The sequence below is a fragment of the Polaromonas sp. P1_F2 genome (assembly GCF_056405735.1).
Map to the genome: position 1 here is coordinate 219270 of NZ_JBFUBN010000004.1, position 17661 is coordinate 236930.

Here is a 17661-nt window from a genome sequence, read left to right on the forward strand (position 1 = left end):
CGCGAGAAGGCTGTCAGCGAGCTTTCTAGGCGGCGTTTCCGGGTGCTTTTTACGCGGCTTTTTTCAGGGCCGGCGCGAACATGGCTTCCATTTCCCGGCGCACCGTGTAGGCGGGAGTGGCGGTGTCCATGGCCACGTCGTTCCAGCTCAGGCTCTGGCCTTTTTTGACCGCGCGCACCACCTTGACCTGGTGCGCCAGGCCCAGCGGCAGGCCTCCCATCTTCATGGAGGTATCGGCGGGCAGCAGCTTGCCCCAGACGGTGTAGCCGCCTTCGCCGTCCAGCATGTCGCCGGGCTGCAGGTCGCGCTTGGCCGTGGCCACCACGTCGGCGTTCCAGCAGGTCGCCACGCCGGTCGGTTCACCGCGCAGCGCGACATTCGCGACCGAGACGCCGACCTCCAGGCCTATCAGGTGCCAGCGTTTGTACAGCGTGAAGTAGCGCCCGCTGGGGTCGGTATGGGCGTTGTATTCCTCAAAGCAGTTCTTGATGTAGTCGGTCTCGGCCTCGACCGTGACCCAGACGCCCATGCGGATGTCGTAGGGAATCTTGCGTCCGTTGGCTTCCAGCGAGGAGATGACCTCCACCATGCCTTTGCGTTCCAGCACGCCGCCCTCGCTAATGGGGCGTGTGACATAGGGAATGTCTTCCACGCTGGCGGGCGGGTAGAGCAGGCCGTTGCTGGGCACCGTGAGGCCCGTGGCGTTGGCGACTGCGGTCGATTCGATGGAGGGCTTGGAGCCGTCCAGAAAGCTGTTGAACATCTTCGGGTTCAACCCGCCGCGCGCGGCCTGCTCGGGTGTGAGGCCGTAGTTGCCCCAGACCGTTTCTGGCGTGGATTCGCAAAAATGCGGCAGCCATTTGTGGCCGCGGCCTGCCGCCACCACCGGGAAACCGCAGGTGCGTGCCCAGTCCACCAGGTCGCAGATCAGCGCCGGCTGGTCGCCAAAAGCCAGTGAATACACTACGCCGGCTTGTGCTGCCTTGTGCGCCAGCAGCGGGCCGCAAAAAGCGTCGGCCTCCACCGTGACGTTGACCACGTGCTTGCCGTGCGCGAAGGCCTGCAGGCAATGCTCCACCGCGGCGATCGGGTTGCCGGTGCATTCCACGACGATGTCGATCTGCGGGTGCGTGACCACCGCCTGCCAGTCGTCGGTGATCCAGGTCGTGCCGGCCTTGATCGCCGCCTGCGCCGAGGCGGCCTGGGCCATCTCGGGTTTCCATCCCACGCGCGCGAGGTTGCTGCGTGCCGCGTCGGGCGAGAGGTCGGCAATCGCGACCAGGTGCACACCCGGGGTGCGCGGGACCTGAGCGAGGTACATGGAGCCGAATTTTCCCGCGCCTATCAGACCTATACGAACCGGTTTTCCGTCGGCCGCACGTTGCTGGAGTTTTGTGTAGAGGTTCATGGGATCAGGCTGCCTTGCGTTCTGGCGCGATCTCTTCCATCGAAGTTTGCAGCGCCGAAGCCGGCACCCCGTCCTTCCACGGCAAGTCCACCGGGTAGTCTTTCAGCAGGCAGTCGTCGGGCAGGCAACTGATGGGCCTGAAGTCGCGGTGGGCGATGTACTCGGGGCGCTTGTGGCGGCGGATGTGGTTGCTGATGGCGCACAGGCTCAGGTAGACGCTGACCCGGTTGAAGGGCGAGAGGTTGCTGCCCGAGGCGTGGATCAGGCAGGAATGGAACAGGATCATCGAGCCGGCCGGGCCTTTGGGGCTGACGATGCCGCCTTGTTTGCCGCCGGCGCGCTGCACCAGCTGGCGTATCAGGTCGTTGTCCACTGTCCAGAGCGGGTAGCTGGTGGTGGTGAGGTCGTGCTTGGCATCGACCACGCCTTTTTTGTGGCTGCCGGGGATGAACATCAGCGGGCCGTTGTGCTCGGTCACCTCGTCCAGGAAGATGGCCACGTTCATCGCGCGTTCGGTCGGCATCATGTCGTCGTTGAGCCAGGTGCCGTAGTCCTGGTGCCACTGCCAGACGTCACCTTCAAAGGCCATCTTGCCGTTGATCTTGAACTGGTGCATGTAGAGCTGCTCGCCCAGCAGGTCCTGTACCGGCTCGATCATGCGCGGGTGCCGCGCGAGCCTGGCAAAGGGTTCGCTGTACATGTGCGCCGCGAAGTTGGTGCGCACCGCGTCCTTGCCTTTTTCGCGGATGTTGTAGTCCTCGCGCCGCTCGTAGAGCTCGGGCACGGCATCGTTGAGCGTGCGGGTTTCTTCCGGCGTGAACAGGCCGGGGAAAAACAGGTAGCCGTCGCGGTCGAATTGCGCAAGTTGTTCTGGACTGAGTCTCATCGCATGTCTCCTTCGGTGTTTGTTCGGTGCCTCAGGGGGCGGTGGAAGCGGCGGGCCGGGCGAGGGCGCTGGACAGCAGCGCCGCCAGGTTGTGGCCGGCTTCCTCGTCGTGCTCGCGTATCAGTGTTTCGGCTTTGCCCGCGTCGCCGGCAGCGATAGCTTCGGCGATCGCCTCGTGCTCGTCCCAGATCGATTCGCGCATGGTCGACACCTGCAACACGGCGCCCATGGCGCGGCGTATGTGGTGCCAGTGCAATTGGGCGCTCTGGGCGATCAGCGGGTTGCCCGAGGCTTCATAAATCGCCGCGTGAAAGCGCGCGTCGGCCGCCATCATGGCCTTGACGTCGCTGCCGCGCGCGGCCTTGCGGCCCAGGCTGATCAGTTGCGGGTCCAGCCGGGCGCTGGCCTGCGCCGCCAGCCGGGCGGCCAGCGCGTCGAGCGCGCTGCGCACCTGGTAAATCTGCACCAGCGAGGCCACGTCCAGCGGTGCGACCAGCACGCCGCGGCCGGGCGCGTCCAGCACAAAGCCGTCTTTCTTGAGTAGGCGCAAGGCCTGCAGCACCGGCTGGCGCGACACGGCGAGCTGCGCGGCAATTTCTTCCTGCGTGATGCGTGCGCCTGGCGCCAGCGAGCCCTCGCTGATGGCGTCCAGCAGGCTGCGGTAGACCTGGTCGACCAGGTCTGGGGTGGATTCGATTTTGATCAGTTGGGATGTCATATCTGTACTCTGTATACAGAATACGCCGATCAAGCGGATAAGAAATTCCGGGTTTACCCGCACCCGAAGGCGGACAGCCTCGGCTGTGCCAAGATGGCGGCCGCTGACTGCCATTTGCCACTTCTCAGGAGAACAACAATGAACCCATTTGATCCCGCCTGGCTGGACCGCATGTACAACAACCGGGCGCTGGTGCCCGACCATCCGGCCTATTTCACGCGCTGGGCCGAGGATTCACAGGCTGTCCGCAAACGCCTGCCCTGCCAGGTGGACGTGCCTTACGGCAACCATGCGGGTGAAATGCTGGATGTGTTTCCGGCCGGCAACTTCGGCACGCAAGGCACCAAGCTGGGCAAGGGCGCCCCGGTGCTGGTGTTCATCCACGGCGGCTATTGGCGCTCGCTCGACAAGTCCGACCACTCCTACATCGTGCCGCCTTTCACTGAGGCTGGCGCCTGCGTGGTCGTGCCCAATTACGCCCTGTGCCCCGCAGTGACGATTCCCGACATCACGATGCAGATGGTCAAGGCGCTGGCCTGGACCTGGCGCCACATTGCGCGCTACGGTGGCGACCCCAGCCGCATCACGGTGGCAGGGCACTCGGCCGGCGGCCACCTGGCGGCCATGCTGCTGCTCTGCGACTGGAAAGCTTATGCAGGCGATTTGCCGATGGACCTGGTGAAGAATGCGCTGTCGATTTCAGGCATTTACGACCTGGAGCCGATGCGCCATGCGCCCTTCGTCAAGGACTCGCTCAAGCTCACGCCCGAGCAGGTGGCCAAGGCCAGCCCGGCCCTGCTGCCGGCCCCGCGCCGCGGCACGCTCTACAGCGTGGCGGGGGCCGATGAAAGTGCGGAGTTCCTGCGCCAGAACCTGTTGATCCAGCAGGCCTGGGGCGAGGGTGTCGTGCCGGTCTGCGAATCGCATTTGCGGCGAAACCATTTCAGCGCGCTGGATGCGCTGGCCGAGACCGGGCATCGGCTGCACGGCCTGGCGCTGGATTTGTTGGGACTGGGCGCTGCCCGCAGCTAGGCGGGACTTACATCAATAAGTGCTCACCGGCGTTATCGCCGCCGAGCGTGACATAGTTGACCTTGCGGATGTCCAGCAGCTTGGTACCGCCGGCGTAGCTGATGGAGCTCTGGATGTCTTCCTCCATCTCGCGCAGCGTGTCGGCCAGCGTGCCCTTGACGGGCTCCAGGATGCGCTTGCCTTCGACGTGCTTGTACTCGCCCTTGTTGAAGTCCGAGGCGCTGCCGTAGTACTCCTTGAAGAGCTTGCCGTCGACCTCGACGGTCTTGCCGGGGCTTTCTTCCAGGCCGGCGAGCATGGAGCCGATCATCACCATGGTTGCGCCGAAGCGCACTGATTTCGCGATGTCGCCGTGCTCGCGTATGCCGCCGTCGGCAATGATGGGCTTGGTCGCCACGCGCGCGCACCACTTGAGCGCCGACAGCTGCCAGCCGCCCGTGCCGAAGCCGGTTTTCATCTTGGTGATGCAGACCTTGCCCGGGCCTATGCCGACCTTGGTCGCGTCGGCGCCCCAGTTCTCGAGGTCGATCACTGCTTCAGGCGTGCCCACGTTGCCGGCGATCACGAAGGATGCCGGCAGCTTCTGCTTGAGGTAGGCGATCATTTTCTGCACCGTGTCGGCATGGCCGTGCGCGATGTCGATGGTGATGTACTCGGGCACCAGGCCCTCGGCCGCCAGGCGGTCCACCGTGTCGTAGTCGGGTTTCTTCACGCCCAGCGAGATGGACGCGTAGGCGCCGCGGGCCCTCATGTCCTTGACGAACTGGACGTTGTCCAGGTCGAAGCGGTGCATCACGTAGAAGTAGCCGTTCTTCGCCATCCAGGCGCAGATCTCCTCGTTGACCACCGTTTTCATGTTGGCCGGCACCACCGGGATGCGGAAGCTGCGCCCGCCCAGCGTGGCGCTGGCGTCGCATTCTGAACGGCTCTCCACGCGGCATTTGCGCGGCAGCAGCAGGATGTTGTCGTAGTCGAAGATTTCCATGATTCCCAAGCCTTAGAAAAAACTGTTGAAGAACAGAAGGCGCTTGGACTGGACCGGTTTTGTACAGACGCCTGCAATAAAGCAAGGCTGAAACAAAAAACCGGGCGCAATTGCTTGGGCCCGGTGATTGATTCTATGCGCCTCTCATGCCGGCGGCACCCGCCAAAGCGGTATAGCCTTTATACGCATAGTGGCATCTTGTTTTTGAGGCGAGACGTCAGCGCACCTCGACCTCGGCCACGCGCACGGTCTCCTGGCCGCGCGCGAGCCGCAAGGTGGTCCACTCATCGCGCGCCTGCGGTGTGCCGAAACCGGTGGTCACCCGCACCATCACCGTAGTGCCGGCCGACAATACCTGCTGGCGGTGGCCGTAGAACTGCGCCTCTACGCCGTACTTGCCGGGCTTGGCCGCCTTGAGTGAAAACGTCTCGGGGCCGTAGCCGCCCCTGGCGTCTGGGCTCATGGCGCCGCCCTGGTAGGTCAGGCGGTTGGCGTAGCTGGCCCTTTCGCCGTTGGGGTCGCTCACCCACATGTCGATGTCGGTGTCGTCGCTGTCCCAGGCCATGACCACACGCAGGGCCAGCGGCAGATTGCGACGCAGGCGTGTGTCCACACGGCCCAGGTCCAGCGCCGGCTGGCCGCTGGAAGCCGCCTGGGCGGCAATCGCATTGAGCTCGGCCAGCGCGATCATGTTGATGCCGGCAAAGCGGCCGTTCCAGGGCTGCGACACGACTTCCCACAGGGCATTGACCGCGCGCTGCGGCTGGCCGCTCTCGGCCAGCGCCAGGCCCAGGTCGCGCCAGGATTGCGGCTCGTTGGGCGCCAGTTCGCTGATGCGTTCAAACACCGGCACGGCCAGGTCGTTGCGGCGCGCCTGCACCAGGCGGTAGGCGTAAAGGCGCAGCAACTGGCGGTTTTCCAGGTTCATCTCGGCCAGGTTGGAGAGCACGCGCAGTCCCAGCTCGGGCAGGCCGCGGTCAAAGAACACGCCGGCCGCATCCATGTAGAACGAGCTGCTGGCGAGGTAGGCGGCGCGTTCGTCGAGGTAGACGCGGTAGAGCTCGTCTTTGCCCGCGTTCTGCAGGCGCTTCATATAGGGTGCGTCCGGCACCCAGGCTTGCAGCGCGATAGTGGGAGCGGGCGCGGCCGCGGGCATGGCTTTGGCGCTGCGCTTTTCCATGGCGTCGGAGCGCGCCTCGGCGGCCATGGCCTGCGCTGGCGCTGCCACAGGAGCGGCGGGCACCAAGAACTCGCGGGCCGCTGCCGCCGGCGCAGCCGGGGCTTGCTCGCGTAAGCGCGCCGAGCCGGCCACGCTGCCCAAGGCTCTCACCCCGCCCTGGCTGATCTCACCCTGGCTGATCTGCATCTTTGCCTTGGGCTCGGCACGTTTGGGCGTGTCCTTTGGAAAGTCTCTGTCCCACCAACGCTGCGCTTCGTCAAATTGGGTCACCATGGCTTCGATGTGCGCCTGCCGCGTTTGCGTAGCCTGCGCGAGTTGCTGCTGGTCGAGCCGTGCCACTTCATCAGCCAGCTCGGGCGGGGCGGGCAGGCTGTAGCGCGCATAGTCGGATGCCAGCTCCAGCACGATCAGTGAGCTGTTGGGGCCCACGATGCCGTGCGCCGCTGCAATGCGTTGCAGTTCGCCGGTGTTGAGGCTGGCGTTCTCGGCCAGTTCGGCGCTGCGCCACTGGGCCCATTGCTGGCCGGGCCAGTGGCCGCTCACAGGCTTGGCATTGACCTGCAGCGCCAGCGTGCGCCTGCGGCCGTCCGGGTGGACCAGCATGACGTCGATGCGGGCCTGGCTGTCGAGCAGCTCACCGGCCACCGCGATGCGGCCCTGGCTCACGCGCGTCGTGGGTGTCACGAGTTGCCGCGCCGACAGGCTGGACAGTTTCTCGATGCGCCAGCCGTGCATCAGCATGGCCTGCGCGCCCTCGTCGGGAGATTGAAGCGCGGCATCCACCAGCGCGCCACCGGTCCGGTCGGCCAGCCGGGCCAGCCGCGCCATGTCGGCGGAAGCGGCGCCGTTGATCACCATCACCGGCGCCGTGTGGGTGTAGCGAATGAGTTTTTTGCCGTCCGTCATCAGGCCGTCGGTCACCATGAGGGTGGTGTCCACGTCGGCGGGAATCGGCAGGTCGTCGAAGTTGCTGGAGCCGTCGAAAGGTTCCGCGCGCAGCGCGTCGGCCAGTTCGTCAAAGCGGCCCGGCGCCAGCGTGAAGCTGCGCACGGCTTCGGCCTTGTTGCGCACCACCAGCAGGCTGAGCTTGACGGGCTTGCCCAGCTTGCGGAAATAGGCCTCCAGCACCGGCAGCACGCGGGCTTGCGCGGCGGCCGAGGCCGAGGCATCCCACACCAGCGCGATATGTGCGGGGACGGGCCGCCTCACCAGCTCGTCGCGCACATCGATCTGCCCGGCGAAAAACGGTTTGCCACCGGTCTCGCCCACCATGACCTGGGGCTTGCCTGTGCGGCGCAGCGCCAGTTGCAGCCAGCCCGACGGGCCCTGCGGCGCCTGCCACTGGGTTTTCTGCAGGCTCAGTTCCATGCCGTTGGCGCTGGCGTCCAGTTCGGTGCCGGGAGGGGCCTGCAGCAGTTGCACATCCTGGCGGGCGGCGCCATGGGCGCGCACCTTGACCTGCAACTCGCCCACGCTGGATGCGAACGCCAGCGGCACCCTGAGCACGCCCGCATCAAGCCGGCGCGCCAGGGTTTCGGTGAAGGTGATGACGACGCGGCGCTCGCCCATGGCCGGGATCGGGTAGACACGTAGCTTGTACTGGTTGCCGGCCGCGGCTTCCAGCAGCCCCGGGTCCACGCGCCGGCGGCGTATGTCCTCGAATATTTCCTGGCCCTTGGCCTTGGGCACGGGCACCGCGTCGCGCAACCGGCCGTTGACGTCCAGCGCGAAGCCGGTCACCACCTGGCCCTCCTGCAAGGGGAATTGCAGCTCGCCTTCGAGCACGCGGTGGTTGGGGTTGAAGAGGTGCAGCTCGACGCTGGTGCGCGCCTGGTCGCCGAAAAGGTCGACTTCGATGGAAGCCGCGCGCAGCTGTATGGGTTGGCCCGCGTTGTTGTTGACTGCGATCACCGGCGGCCGCCAGTCGGGCGGCGGTGCGAATTTGACACCTGGGGGCGGCTGCGGCACGGCGCTGAGCGCCAGCGCCTGGAGGCTGAAGCAGGCCGCAGCGAGAGCCTGGAGTAAGCGGATGGTGGCGCGCGCGGTATAGGTATGGCCGTGTGGCATGAAAACCCCTTTTGTTGTTGGCGATGCACCCTGAAACGGGGCTCGCGCTGCAAAGGGGTTAAGCGACGCGAAATATTTTTAAGGCGTGCAACGGGACTGTGCCGCCGCCAGCACCCGGCCCTGGTCGTCCTCCACCCAGCCCAGCACCCGCATGCGTTCGGGGTTGGCGCCTTGGGCGATGCTCATGGAGCGCGCGTCGAAGAAACGCTTGGGTGCGTCTTTGGCGAGTGGCTTGCGGCCGTCCCAGGGTGTTTGCAGCACGTTCCTGACCAGGTTGCGCTCCACCGGCGAGCCTTCGGTGCCTGTCGGCAGGGTTTCGACCAGGGCTAGCCAGGCTGTCCACTGCCGGCCTTTGGCGGCCGCCGGGATCGGTTTGAGTTCAATCGAGGCGCCCAGGTAACCGCTGAGCGGCAGGCCGTGGGCCACGCGCAGGGTCGCGCCCTTGAGTCCCCGGACCGGCCGCGTGCTGGCCAGGGTTTGCGCGGGCGGGCCCTGGTGCAGCGCCGCCAGGCGGTCCAGGGCCTCGCGGGCGGCGACGGCCGACAGCGGTGCATCCTCGCCCCTGTCGCCGGGCAGCACCCAGTCCAGCGCGAGCTGGCCGGCGGCGGCTTTCGGTGTGGCCGGGTCGGCCCAGCAGCTTTCGCAATTGGCGTTGATAAAGCGTTCCAGCAGCTGCGCAGGCCTGGGTTGGCCGTCGCTGGCACAAAAGGACTGGGCCCGGGCTTGGCCGGCGGCCAGCGCGACAAAGGCCGCCATTAGGGACATGGATGCCAGGGCTGAAGGGCGGTGCGAAAACAGTTTCATCGGGGCTTTCTACAATGAGGGATGTTCTCAGAAGTCGCGCCAACATCCCCACTCTTACAAAATCTTAACCCGGAGCAACTGGCCGCGGTGACTTTGCCCCCCACGCACGCGCTGATTCTCGCGGGGGCCGGCTCCGGCAAGACCCGCGTGCTGACCACGCGCATCGCCTGGCTGCTGCAGACCGGCCAGGTCTCGCCGGGCGGCATCCTGGCCGTGACCTTCACCAACAAGRCCGCCAAGGAAATGCTGGCGCGGCTGTCGGCCATGCTGCCGGTGAACGTGCGCGGCATGTGGATAGGCACTTTCCACGGCCTGTGCAACCGCTTTCTGCGCGCCCACTACAAACTGGCCAACCTGCCGCAGAGCTTCCAGATCCTGGACACGCAAGACCAGCTCTCGGCCATCAAGCGCCTGTGCAAGCAGCACAACGTCGACGACGAGCGTTTTCCACCCAAGCAGCTGATGTGGTTCATCGCCGGCAACAAGGAAGACGGCCTGCGCGCCAAGGACGTCCAGGTGCGCGATGAGGAGGGCCGCAAGAAGGTCGAGATCTACGCGCTCTATGAAGAACAGTGCCAGCGCGAGGGCGTGGTCGATTTCGGCGAACTGATGCTGCGCAGCTACGAACTGCTGCGCGACAACGCACCGGTGCGCGAGCACTACCAGCGGCGCTTTCGCCATATCCTGATCGACGAGTTCCAGGACACCAACAAGCTGCAGTACGCCTGGATCAAGATGCTGGCGGGGCAGGGGCCGGACGCCATCCAGGGCGCAGGCGCGATGCCCGGCGGCTCGGTGATCGCCGTGGGTGACGACGATCAGAGTATTTACGCCTTTCGCGGCGCGCGCGTGGGCAATATGGCCGACTTCGTGCGCGAGTTCGAGGTCCAGCACCAGATCAAGCTGGAGCGCAACTACCGCAGCTTCGGCAACATCCTGGATTCGGCCAACGAGCTGATCAGCCACAACAGCAAGCGCCTGGGCAAAAACCTGCGCACCGAAGCCGGCCCCGGCGAGCCGGTGCGCGTCTACGAGTCGGCCAGCGATTTCGCAGAGGCGCAGTGGTTTGTCGACGAGGTCAAGCAATTGGTGCGCGACGGCGTGGAGCGCAAGGAGATCGCACTGCTTTACCGCAGCAATGCGCAAAGCCGGGTGATGGAGACGGCGCTTTTCAACGCCGGCGTGCCTTACCGCGTTTACGGCGGCCTGCGCTTTTTCGAGCGCGCCGAAATCAAGCATGCGCTCGCTTACCTGCGCCTGCTGGAGAACCCGCGCGACGACACCAGCTTCATGCGCGTCGTCAACTTCCCGCCGCGCGGCATAGGCGCGCGCAGCATCGAGCAATTGCAGGATATCTCCCGCGCGGCCGGCTGCTCGCTCTATGACGGCGTGAGTGCCGTGCCGGGCAAGGCCGGTGCCAACTTGGGCGCTTTCGCGGCCAAGATCGACGTGCTACGCGAGCAGACGACCGGGCTGAGCCTGCGCGAAATCATCGAACTGGTGCTGCAGCACAGCGGCCTCGAGGAACACTACAAGACCGAAAAAGAAGGCCAGGACCGGCTGGAGAATCTGGCCGAACTGGTCAACGCCGCCGAGTCCTTCGTGAGCCAGGAAGGTTTTGGCCGCGATGCGGTGGCGCTTCCGGTCGACGAACTGGGCGCGCGGCTCACGCAGTCGCCGGCTAGCCAGGGGCTGGATGCATCCACCCCGCAGCTCAACGAGCCCCTGCCCGAGGCCCTGGCGCCCGACACCGAAACCGGCGAAACGCTGTCGCCGCTGGCGGCCTTCCTGACGCACGCGGCGCTTGAATCGGGCGACAACCAGGCGCAGGCCGGCCAGGACGCGGTGCAGCTCATGACGGTGCATTCCTCCAAGGGGCTGGAGTTCGACTGCGTGTTCATCACCGGCCTGGAAGACGGCATCTTTCCGCATGAAAACTCCATGAGCGACCGCGACGGCCTCGAGGAAGAGCGCCGCCTGATGTATGTCGCCATCACGCGCGCGCGCAAGCGGCTCTACCTCAGCCATTCGCAGACCCGCATGCTGCACGGGCAGACGCGCTACAACCTGAAGAGCCGCTTTTTTGACGAACTGCCGGAAGCCGCGCTCAAATGGATCACGCCCAAGAACCAGGGCTTTGCCTCGGGCATGGGATCAGGCGCGTGGGGCGGCAGCGGCAATGCGGGCGGCGGGCGCAAGGACTGGGCCAGCAGCGTGTTTTCGTCCAAAGCGGGCGCCTCAGAGCGTTTTGCCAACCCACCGGTGCCGCCGCAGAAGAGCGCGCCCTCGCACGGCCTCAAGACCGGCATGGAAGTGTTCCACGCCAAGTTTGGCGAAGGCAAGGTGATGATGCTCGAAGGCAGCGGCGACGATGCCCGCGCGCAGATCAATTTCACGCGGCATGGCGTGAAGTGGCTGGCGCTGAGCGTCGCCAAGCTTACGGTGGTCTAGCGTTTATCGGGTCGCCGGGAGCACCGGCATCTGCGCCGGGTGCATCTGGCTTGGCTGCGGGTCCATATAGCCCCGGCCGTCCTTGACGCCTTTTTTGCCGGCGATCTGCCAGGCTGTCTGCTGGTTGACTAGCCCGGCCAGGAATTCCAGTTCCTCGTCGCCGTGGTTGATCGCATTCGCCGGGGTCAGCTGGCGGCCGTCCCTGGGCGTTACTTCGCCCCAGAAGGACTGGTGGTAGCTGGCCTGCGAGACGACTTTCTGGCCGTTCGACTCCATGTCGACGGTACCGTAGCAGTTGCAGAAGTAGCTGCGGTTGCCCTGGTCGGCGAAGACCTCGGCGTACACGCCGGTGCCGCGTATGCCGGCCGTCAGGGTGGGCATGATGATGGAGCGGTTACTGCCCTTGCCCCAGACGCTGACCACGGCGCCCGTGATCATGCGCAGCAGGCTCACGGTGTTGAGCGAACTCCCGCGCTCCACCGTCATCGCCGAGTTTTCGCGCACCTGGAAGGCCGAGTTGCCGATGACGAACATCAGGTTGGAGCCCGGCCCGGTCTGGATCTGGTCGCCGGTCATGATCGTCTGGCCGGTTTGCAAACGGTTGCCGTTGAGCAGGGCGTCGCCCCGGAGTTCGACGATGTTGCTGCGCTGCTGGGCCATGGCGGCGGGCAGCCCGCCCATGGCGACCCAGGCCGCGGCGGCCTTGAGCGTGTCACGCCTTTGGAACCACAAAATCTCTTTTTCGCTACGGCCTTGCAACTGGTGCTGGGTCATGAAGAATCTCCTGGGATAACGGTGGGGTCGTCAGGGTTTTTCGTCGGTGTTATCGGCGTCCTCAGCGCTCCCCGTCGAATCGTCGGGTGGCGTGGCCACGAAGCTATCACGAAACGTGAAGTAAATCGAGGTGGAAAACATGGCTGCCATGAGCAGGGCCAGCGGCATCATGGCCGCGGCCATGAGCGTGGTGCTGCCCGTCAGGCCGGTGATGATGCTGAGCACAATGCCCATGCCCAGGAACACGCCGAACCAGCCCAGGCCGTACATCAGGAAGGCGCCGGCGTTGCGTATGCAGGCGACAAAGCTGAAAAACAGGCTCTTGACCGGCGAAATGCCGTGCCAGTGGACCAGCGCAGGCGCATGCCAGAACAGCAGCGAGATCGGCAGGTACAGCAGCATGGTGACCAGCATGGTCAGCTGGAACTGTGGCGCCAGCATGGCGTCGCGGCCGGCTTCGGCCGTTGCGGGCGCGACGGGCGGTACCGGTGGCGCATCCACCAGGAGGGGGACGACCATCACGAGCAGCAGGCAGGCCGCGGCATACAGCGCGCCCAGGACCAGCATGGCGCGCATGCGCTGGCGGCCCGCGCGAAAAGCGCTGACCAGCACCGTGGGCATGGGGAATTTGCCCTTGAGGGCTTCTTGCGTGGCGGCCATCAGGCCCAGCGTGGCGGCCGGAACGATCATGAACGCAAGGATCAGCCCCAGAACCGGCAACAGCGACAGCAGCGTTCCCACTGCCATATAAAGGAAGAACAGGCCCGACATGGCCAGCGGCTGCTGCAAAAAGGTTTTGACGCCCAGCTTGACCCAGGTGATGCCGGTGCTCGCGGGAACGATGTTGAGTTTCATGGTCTTCGGGACTTCGGGGGCTTTGGGAAATGGGTGGCCGGGGTGGAACCGGACAGGGATTGCAGGGGCAGTGTGCCTTAAAGCGGCAGGCAATGCGGCAAGACTGTGTATCCAGCCCGGCGGAGGTACAGATGCACTTCGCCGGGGATATGAGAACTATAGGAGGTAAGGTTGCGCAAGCCGCTCGCGCAGCACACGCTCGAAGTGGCTGGGGTCGTGCGCCTTGAGAACGGCAGCTTCGCGCGGCAGGTGCAAATCCCACAACCGGGACAGCCAGAAGCGCAGGGCGCCGGCGCGCTGCATGGCCGGCAGCAGCTGGCGTTCCTGCGCGGTCAGGGGGCGCACCGCCTGGTAGGCCGCCACGAAAGCCGCGGAGCGTTCCTCGTCTTTGGCGCCCGTGTCCAGGTCTATGCACCAGTCGTTGAGGCAGACCGCGAGGTCGAATAAAAAGCTGTCGCAGCCGGCGAAGTAAAAGTCGAAAAAACCGGTGAGCTTGCCGTCGTCGAACATCACGTTGTCGCGAAACAGGTCGGCATGCACCACGCCGCGCGGCAGGCTGCCGCAGGCGGAGGAGGCCGCCACGTGGTTCTGGTAGGCCAGCTCGCCCAGGATGAGGCTGCTTTGTTCGGGCGTGAGGTGGGGCAGCACCACCGGCACCGTCTCGTTCCACCAGTCCAGGCCGCGCAGGTTGGGCTGGCGCCGGGGATAGTCCAGGCCCGCCAGGTGCATGCGCGCCAGCGCCTCGCCCACGCCGGCGCAGTGCGCGGCGCTGGGCGCGAGTTCGCTGTGGCCGCGCAGCTTGCTGACCACCGAGGCGGGCTTGCCCTTGAGCTCGTGCAGGATGTTGCCTTTGGGATCACCTGCCGGGTCGGGCACCGGGATCCCATGCGCCGCCAGGTGCCGCATCAGGTGCAGGTAGAACGGCAGCTGTTCGAAGCTCAGGCGCTCGAACAGGGTCAGCACGTACTGGCCCTGGTCGGTGTCCACAAAGTAGTTGGTGTTTTCGATGCCGCCCGCGGCACCCTTGATGTTTTGCAGCTGCCCCAGGTTCAGGGCGTTCAAGAACGCTGCAGCCTCGTCAAACGAGACTTCGGTATATACGGCCATGCCTGAAACTGAACCCTGGAATTCTTGGAATTGTGTCTGGAAGGGGGGCGAAGATCAGAACTTCAGCACGTTCCACACGCGCGAACCGTTGGTGTCGTTGCTGGTCGACCCCGGTGCGCTGCCTCGGGCACCTTCGGCCGGTTTGACCTCATAGGCCGCGCCGCCGGTCTTGGGTTGCACGATGATCTGCTGGGTTTCGCCGCCCACGCGCAACTCGTCGATGCGGGTGCCGGCATCCTCGGTGCGTATGCGCTTGATGGCCTGGTCGGGGCGTCCCGAGGGGGCCGGCGCCGCTTCTGCCCTGGCGGCGGGCGGCGCCGCGTTCTGCGCGGGTGCCTGGGCCATGGCCGCAGCCAGCGGCAGCGCTGCGGCAGCAGCGATAAGGAGGCGGAAAGCGTGGTTCATGCCTGCATTGTAGGCCTGCGGGAGGCGGGCGACAAAGCCCTGCTGTCGTAATAAAGAGGCTGCCCATGTAGGCGAAATCCCCTTGCCGGGGCCGGTGTGGGCCGCTTGTATCGGCCCCGGCAGGGTCGGGCCGATATCCCCGACAATCAGGCCCCATGAGTACCGACAAAAAAACGCTGCTGCTGGTGGACGGCTCCAGCTACCTGTATCGCGCCTTCCACGCCATGCCCGATTTGCGCGCCAACCCGGGCGACCCGGCCAGCCCGGCCACCGGCGCCATACGCGGCATGGTCAACATGATGCAGAAGCTGCGCAAGGACGTGCGCGCCGACTTCGCTGCCTGCGTGTTCGACGCCAAGGGGCCGACTTTCCGCGACGCCCTTTATCCCGAGTACAAGGCGCAGCGCTCGCCCATGCCCGACGACCTGCGCAGCCAGGTCGAGCCCATCCACGAGGTGGTGCGCCTCCTGGGCTGGAAGGTGCTGGACGTACCCGGCGTGGAGGCCGACGACGTGATCGGCACGCTGGCCTGCCTGGCGTCCACCCAGGGCATTGAAGTCGTCATCTCCAGCGGCGACAAGGACTTGAGCCAGCTGGTCGACGAAAACATCACCGTCATCGACACCATGAACGACCGTCGCCGCGACCTGGCCGGGGTCGAGGCGGAGTTCGGTGTACCGCCGCGTTTGATGGTCGATTACCAGGCCCTGGTCGGCGACGCGGTCGATAACGTGCCCGGCGTGCCCAAGGTCGGCCCGAAGACTGCTGTGAAGTGGCTGCTCGAATACGGCTCGCTGGATGCGTTGGTAGCCCGTGCCGGCGAGATCAAGGGCGTGGTCGGTGAAAACCTGCGCCAGTCGCTGGACTGGCTGCCCAAGGGCCGTGAGCTGCTGACCATCAAGAAGGACTGCGAGCTGGATGACTACATCGCCGGCCTGCCGGCCCTGGACGAAATTGCCATAGGCGGGCAGCAGACCGAGGCCCTGAAAGCCTTTTATGAAAAGTACGGCTTCAAGGGCTTGGTCAAACAAATCGAGATTGAAAGCACCCCGCCCGAACTGATAGGTGGGCCCGAAGGCCGGCACCAGCCCCCGCCTCCCGGCGGTTCAGGCGGCCGTTCGGATTCGCCGGGCCTGTTCGACGAGGCACCGCTCACCGACACCGCGCCGGCCCAGCGCGCCAGCAACCTGAACTACGACACGGTGCTGACCTGGGAGGCCTTCGACCGCTGGCTGGCCAAGATCGAAGCAGCCGAACTGGTCGCGCTGGACACCGAAACCACCTCGCTCGACGAAATGTTGGCTGAAATCGTCGGCCTGAGTTTCAGCGTCACACCCGGCGAGGCGGCCTATATCCCGCTGACACACGACTACCCCGATGCGCCCGCGCAACTGCCGCGCGACGAGGTGCTGGCGCGCCTCAAGCCTTGGCTGGAAAACCCGGCCAAACCCAAGCTGGGCCAGCACGTCAAATACGACCGCCACGTGTTCGCCAACCACGGCGTCGAGGTGCAGGGTTATGTGCACGACACCATGCTGCAAAGCTATGTGCTGGAAGTGACCAAGCCGCACGGCCTGGCCAGCCTGGCCGAGCGGCACGTGGGCCGCAGCGGCATCAACTACGAAGACCTGTGCGGCAAGGGTGCGCACCAGATCAAGTTCAACCAGGTCGACATCGCCAAGGCCGCCGAGTATTCCTGCGAAGACTCCGACCAGACGCTGGACGTGCACCGTGTGCTGTGGCCACAGATCCAGGCCAATGAGAAGCTGCGTTTTATCTACGAACTGGAAATGCAAAGCAGCGAAACGCTGTACCGCATCGAGCGCAACGGCGTCATGATCGATGCGCCCACCCTGGCCGCGCAAAGCCACGAACTGGGCCAGCGCATCATCCAGCTGGAAGCCGAGGCCTATGAGATCGCCGGCCAGCCCTTCAACCTGGGCAGCCCCAAGCAGCTGGGCGAGATTTTCTTCGACAAGCTCGGCATGCCGGTCATCAAGAAGACCCCCAGCGGCGCGCGCAGCACCGATGAAGAAGTGCTCGAAAAATTGGCCGAAGATTACCCGCTGCCCGCCAAGCTGCTCGAGCACCGCTCGCTCAGCAAGCTCAAGGGCACTTACACCGACAAGCTCGCGCAGCTGGCACTGCCGCGCACGGGCCGCGTGCACACCCACTACGCGCAGGCCGTCGCGGTCACGGGGCGGCTTTCGAGCAACGACCCCAACCTGCAGAACATCCCGATCCGCACCGTGGAAGGCCGGCGTGTGCGCGAAGCCTTCATAGCGCCCGCCGGCAGCGTGATCGCCAGCGCCGACTATTCACAGATCGAGCTGCGCATCATGGCCCACATCAGCGGCGACGAGGCGCTGCTCAGCGCCTTCACCAACGGCCTGGACGTGCACCGCGCCACGGCCGCCGAAGTGTTCGGCGTGGCGCTGGAGCAGGTCAGCAGCGAGCAGCGCCGCTATGCCAAGGTCATCAACTTCGGCCTGATCTACGGCATGAGCAGCTTCGGCCTGGCGCGCAACCTCGGCATAGAAACCAAGGCCGCGGCGGCCTACATCGACAAATACTTCCAGCGCTATCCCGGCGTCAAGAACTACATGGACCAGACCGTGGTGTTCGCCCAGGAGAATCACTTCGTCGAAACCGTGTTCGGCCGGCGCCTCTACCTGTCGGAAATCAACGGCGGCAACGGCCCGCGCAAAAAGGCCGCGGAACGGCAGGCCATCAACGCGCCCATGCAGGGCACGGCGGCCGACCTGATCAAGCTCAGCATGAACAAGGTGCAGCAGGTGCTCGATGAAGAGAAACGAGCCACCAAGATGATCATGCAGGTGCACGACGAACTGGTGTTCGAGGTGCCCGAGGCCGAAGTCGAATGGGTGCGCACCGAGATTCCGCGGCTGATGGCCGGCGTGGCCGACCTGAAAGTGCCGCTGCTCGCTGAAATCGGTATCGGGCCCAACTGGGACAAGGCGCACTGACG

13 protein-coding genes are annotated in these 17661 nt (G+C 65.4%); 3 read left to right on the forward strand and 10 right to left on the reverse strand.

Going from position 1 to position 17661, the window contains the following annotated elements; all coding sequences use genetic code 11:
* Nucleotides 1–49: 49 nt before the first annotated feature.
* Genes AC1D0O_RS10700 through AC1D0O_RS10710 form a run of 3 tightly spaced genes read right to left on the reverse strand, consistent with a single transcriptional unit; the run spans nucleotide 50 to nucleotide 3012 of the window.
* On the reverse strand, nucleotides 50–1408 hold the full coding sequence (locus tag AC1D0O_RS10700; RefSeq protein WP_477653502.1) for an NAD(P)H-dependent oxidoreductase: 1359 nt from the start codon (nucleotides 1406–1408) through the stop codon (nucleotides 50–52).
* A gap of 4 nt (nucleotides 1409–1412) precedes the next feature.
* Nucleotides 1413–2294: a phytanoyl-CoA dioxygenase family protein gene (locus AC1D0O_RS10705; RefSeq protein WP_477653503.1), complete on the reverse strand. Its 882-nt coding sequence runs from the start codon at nucleotides 2292–2294 to the stop codon at nucleotides 1413–1415.
* Nucleotides 2295–2325: 31 nt separating this feature from the next.
* Nucleotides 2326–3012, reverse strand: a complete 687-nt coding sequence (locus AC1D0O_RS10710; protein WP_477653504.1) for a GntR family transcriptional regulator — start codon at nucleotides 3010–3012, stop codon at nucleotides 2326–2328.
* A gap of 138 nt (nucleotides 3013–3150) precedes the next feature.
* Here AC1D0O_RS10710 and AC1D0O_RS10715 point away from each other — a divergent pair, with 138 nt between their 5' ends.
* The gene (locus AC1D0O_RS10715) at nucleotides 3151–4044 is read left to right on the forward strand and encodes an alpha/beta hydrolase (protein ID WP_477653505.1); all 894 of its coding nucleotides are present in this window, start codon (nucleotides 3151–3153) and stop codon (nucleotides 4042–4044) included.
* 7 nt (nucleotides 4045–4051) lie between these two features.
* Here the strand turns inward: AC1D0O_RS10715 and AC1D0O_RS10720 are convergent, their stop codons facing one another.
* From AC1D0O_RS10720 to AC1D0O_RS10730, 3 genes are all read right to left on the reverse strand, one after another.
* Nucleotides 4052–5029 (reverse strand): GMP reductase, encoded by a 978-nt coding sequence (locus AC1D0O_RS10720; RefSeq protein ID WP_477653506.1) that lies wholly within the window; start codon nucleotides 5027–5029, stop codon nucleotides 4052–4054.
* Nucleotides 5030–5246: 217 nt separating this feature from the next.
* A complete protein-coding gene (locus tag AC1D0O_RS10725) occupies nucleotides 5247–8276 on the reverse strand; it encodes a VIT domain-containing protein (RefSeq protein WP_477653507.1) in 3030 nt (1009 codons plus the stop codon).
* A gap of 78 nt (nucleotides 8277–8354) precedes the next feature.
* Nucleotides 8355–9041, reverse strand: a complete 687-nt coding sequence (locus AC1D0O_RS10730; protein WP_477653508.1) for a hypothetical protein — start codon at nucleotides 9039–9041, stop codon at nucleotides 8355–8357.
* A gap of 60 nt (nucleotides 9042–9101) precedes the next feature.
* Here AC1D0O_RS10730 and AC1D0O_RS10735 point away from each other — a divergent pair, with 60 nt between their 5' ends.
* The gene (locus AC1D0O_RS10735) at nucleotides 9102–11531 is read left to right on the forward strand and encodes a UvrD-helicase domain-containing protein (RefSeq protein ID WP_477653509.1); all 2430 of its coding nucleotides are present in this window, start codon (nucleotides 9102–9104) and stop codon (nucleotides 11529–11531) included.
* A gap of 3 nt (nucleotides 11532–11534) precedes the next feature.
* Here the strand turns inward: AC1D0O_RS10735 and AC1D0O_RS10740 are convergent, their stop codons facing one another.
* The 4 genes from AC1D0O_RS10740 to AC1D0O_RS10755 form a co-directional block, all read right to left on the reverse strand.
* Entirely contained in the window at nucleotides 11535–12305 is a 771-nt protein-coding gene (locus AC1D0O_RS10740) for a FecR family protein (RefSeq protein ID WP_477653510.1), read from the reverse strand.
* A 30-nt stretch (nucleotides 12306–12335) separates the two neighbouring features.
* A complete protein-coding gene (locus AC1D0O_RS10745; RefSeq protein ID WP_477653511.1) occupies nucleotides 12336–13160 on the reverse strand; it encodes a BPSS1780 family membrane protein in 825 nt (274 codons plus the stop codon).
* A 156-nt stretch (nucleotides 13161–13316) separates the two neighbouring features.
* Nucleotides 13317–14267 (reverse strand): homoserine kinase, encoded by a 951-nt coding sequence (locus AC1D0O_RS10750; protein ID WP_477653512.1) that lies wholly within the window; start codon nucleotides 14265–14267, stop codon nucleotides 13317–13319.
* Between the two features lie 54 nt (nucleotides 14268–14321).
* Nucleotides 14322–14672, reverse strand: a complete 351-nt coding sequence (locus AC1D0O_RS10755; RefSeq protein WP_477653513.1) for a hypothetical protein — start codon at nucleotides 14670–14672, stop codon at nucleotides 14322–14324.
* A gap of 155 nt (nucleotides 14673–14827) precedes the next feature.
* On the opposite strand from AC1D0O_RS10755, the gene polA reads away from it, so the two are divergent.
* Nucleotides 14828–17659, forward strand: a complete 2832-nt coding sequence (gene polA / locus AC1D0O_RS10760; protein WP_477653514.1) for a DNA polymerase I — start codon at nucleotides 14828–14830, stop codon at nucleotides 17657–17659.
* The last annotated feature ends 2 nt before the right edge of the window (nucleotides 17660–17661 follow it).

Bases quoted from the DNA above. Each gene is read 5' to 3' on its own strand.
- AC1D0O_RS10700 (WP_477653502.1), bottom strand. From the start codon at position 1,408: ATGAACCTCTACACAAAACTCCAGCAACGTGCGGCCGACGGAAAACCG.
- AC1D0O_RS10705 (WP_477653503.1), bottom strand. From the start codon at position 2,294: ATGAGACTCAGTCCAGAACAACTTGCGCAATTCGACCGCGACGGCTAC.
- AC1D0O_RS10710 (WP_477653504.1), bottom strand. From the start codon at position 3,012: ATGACATCCCAACTGATCAAAATCGAATCCACCCCAGACCTGGTCGAC.
- AC1D0O_RS10715 (WP_477653505.1), top strand. From the start codon at position 3,151: ATGAACCCATTTGATCCCGCCTGGCTGGACCGCATGTACAACAACCGG.
- AC1D0O_RS10720 (WP_477653506.1), bottom strand. From the start codon at position 5,029: ATGGAAATCTTCGACTACGACAACATCCTGCTGCTGCCGCGCAAATGC.
- AC1D0O_RS10725 (WP_477653507.1), bottom strand. From the start codon at position 8,276: ATGCCACACGGCCATACCTATACCGCGCGCGCCACCATCCGCTTACTC.
- AC1D0O_RS10730 (WP_477653508.1), bottom strand. From the start codon at position 9,041: ATGTCCCTAATGGCGGCCTTTGTCGCGCTGGCCGCCGGCCAAGCCCGG.
- AC1D0O_RS10740 (WP_477653510.1), bottom strand. From the start codon at position 12,305: ATGACCCAGCACCAGTTGCAAGGCCGTAGCGAAAAAGAGATTTTGTGG.
- AC1D0O_RS10745 (WP_477653511.1), bottom strand. From the start codon at position 13,160: ATGAAACTCAACATCGTTCCCGCGAGCACCGGCATCACCTGGGTCAAG.
- AC1D0O_RS10750 (WP_477653512.1), bottom strand. From the start codon at position 14,267: ATGGCCGTATATACCGAAGTCTCGTTTGACGAGGCTGCAGCGTTCTTG.
- AC1D0O_RS10755 (WP_477653513.1), bottom strand. From the start codon at position 14,672: ATGAACCACGCTTTCCGCCTCCTTATCGCTGCTGCCGCAGCGCTGCCG.
- polA (WP_477653514.1), top strand. From the start codon at position 14,828: ATGAGTACCGACAAAAAAACGCTGCTGCTGGTGGACGGCTCCAGCTAC.